We start from the raw sequence: 2,168 nt of genomic DNA on the forward strand, positions 1-2,168 counted from the left end.
CCTCGCCGGCCGCGTCCTTGCCGGCCGTGCCCCCGGCGGCCGCACCGCCGCTGGCCGTTCCGCCGCCGGCCGGCGGCGCGTTCTGCCGGCCCGGCGAGCCGTCCTCGAACCAGCCGACCGGCATCGTCATGAGCTGCGACCGGAGCGAGTCGGCCTTGCTCCGGTAGAGCGAATCCTTCATCAGCCAATCTTGCATCAGGCCGATCAGGACGAGCAGCGCGGCGAGCAGCAGCAGCGTGCGCGCCAGCAGCTGGCCGCGCAGCGAGCCCGGCGCGAGCCGGCGAAGCGAACGGCCGCGCCCCTCCGCAGGGGGAGCCGCCGTCATGGCAGGTCCACCCGGTAGCCCGCCCCGCGGAGCGTCCGGATGAGCCGGTGCTCCTTATCCCCGAGCTCGTCCCTCAGCGAGCGGATGTACACCTCGACGATATTTTCCTCCCCGCCGAAGTCATACCCCCATACCCGGTCCAAGATGACCGCCTTGCTCTGCACCGTCCCGTGGTTGAGCACGAGGTATTTCAGCAGCTCGTATTCGGTCGGCGACAGCTCCAGCAGCCGGTCCCCGTAGCGGAGCTCGCCCCTGCGGTCGTCGATCTTGAACGGCCCGATCGCCACCTCCCCCAGCAGGTCCGGAAACTGGTTGCGCAGCCGCGCGCCGATCCGCGCCAGCAGCTCGTCGAAGCTGAACGGCTTGACCATGTAATCGTCGGCTCCGAGCGTCAGCCCCTTCACCCGGTCGTCCACGTCGTCCTTGGCGGTCAGCATGATGACCGCGACCGCGTTGCCGGCTTCCTTCAGCATGCGGCAGACGCGGTAGCCGTCCATGCCCGGCATCATGACGTCGAGCACGGCCACGTGCGGGCGGAAATCCATCGCTTCGCCGTACGCGGCGATGCCGTCCTGGGCCGTGCGCACCGTATAGCCTTCGCTTGCGAGCCCCATCTCCAGAAACTGCAAGATATGCGGTTCGTCGTCCGCCAGCAGGATGCGGATCTCCTTCGTCGGTTTCATTCTCGCCATCGCCCCTTCGTTCGATCGGCCGGTCCGCCGCGTTCAGCAAGTCTTCAGCAGGCATTCAGCAAACATTCAGCCGAGGTTCATTTTCAGTTCAGATCGAAACCCGAAGATAAAGTCATTGCTTCGGCTCACGGAGAGCGCAAGCAGGAATATGGTAACTTCTTTTCCTCGCGATGTAAAATGCCGGGTTCGCCGGAGGCGGCGGGGGAAGAAGGGGAACAAAAGGAGTGAATCGTACCATGAAGGGATTCAAACAGGCCCAAATCGATCCGGTTCTGCTGGTCACGGCGGTCATGTCGTTGTTGCTGAACGGGTACGGCATCTGGAACGACAAGTACGCGAACACCTATTACACGACGGCGGTCGCGAGCATGCTGCAGAGCTTCTCGAACTTCTTCTACGGCTCGCTCGACCCGGCGGGCTCGGTGACGGTGGATAAGCCGCCGCTCGCCTTCTGGATTCAGACGGCGTTCGCCTACGTCTTCGGCCTCCACGGCTGGAGCGTGATCCTGCCGCAGGCGTTGGCTGGCGTCGGCAGCGTAATCTTGCTCTATCTGCTGCTCAAGCCGACCTTCGGCATCCGGGCGGCGCGCATCGGGGCGCTGGTCATGGCGCTCACGCCGGTGCTCGCGGCGGTCAGCCGGACGAACAACATCGACAGCATGCTGGTGTTCGCGCTGCTTCTCGGCACGCACCTGCTGTTCAAGGGCATCCGCGGCCGGCGGACGGGCCTCGCGATCGCGGCGTTCGCGATGATCGGCGTCGCGTTCAACATGAAGATGCTGCAGGCCTACATGGTGCTGCCGGCCTTCTATCTGTTCTACGTCTTCGCGGCGAAGGCCAGCTGGAAACGCAAAACGGCGGTGCTTGCCGGCGCCACGGCGCTCATGCTCGTCATCTCCGTCTCCTGGGCCGTGATCGTCGATGCCATCCCGGCCGACAAGCGGCCGTACATCGGCAGCAGCGGGTCGAACTCCGTGCTGGAGCTGGCGTTCGGCTACAACGGCGTCTCCCGTTTGACGGGCAATCAAGGTCCCGGCGGAGGCGGAATGACGGGCGGCCGCGGCGGCCAGGACGGCGGCTTCGGCGGCTTCGGCGGCGGCGCGGCCGGGCAAGGCGCGCCGGGCGGCGACGGAACCGCGGCCGGTAACGGC

At 66.1% G+C, this 2,168-nt stretch carries 2 protein-coding genes and 1 pseudogene; 1 reads left to right on the plus strand and 2 read right to left on the minus strand.

The features are described 5' to 3' along the window. Positions 1 to 325 (minus strand): annotated as a pseudogene (locus tag I8J29_RS33350) (hypothetical protein); the annotation flags it as partial. Then, on the minus strand, positions 322 to 1,008 hold the full coding sequence (locus tag I8J29_RS33355; RefSeq protein WP_208851559.1) for a response regulator transcription factor: 687 nt from the start codon (positions 1,006 to 1,008) through the stop codon (positions 322 to 324). The gene I8J29_RS33355 and the pseudogene I8J29_RS33350, both read right to left, overlap by 4 nt. Positions 1,009 to 1,253: 245 nt before the next feature. On the opposite strand from I8J29_RS33355, the gene I8J29_RS33360 reads away from it, so the two are divergent. After that, the coding region (locus I8J29_RS33360) for a glycosyltransferase family 39 protein (protein WP_208851560.1) at positions 1,254 to 2,168 on the plus strand (915 nt) is incomplete at its 3' end.

This window comes from Paenibacillus artemisiicola (genome assembly GCF_017652985.1).
In the GTDB taxonomy this organism is placed as follows: domain Bacteria; phylum Bacillota; class Bacilli; order Paenibacillales; family Paenibacillaceae; genus Paenibacillus_Z; species Paenibacillus_Z artemisiicola.

What these genes read in the sequence shown, in the direction of transcription:
- I8J29_RS33355 (WP_208851559.1), bottom strand. Translation starts at nt 1,008, where the DNA reads ATGAAACCGACGAAGGAGATCCGCATCCTGCTGGCGGACGACGAACCG.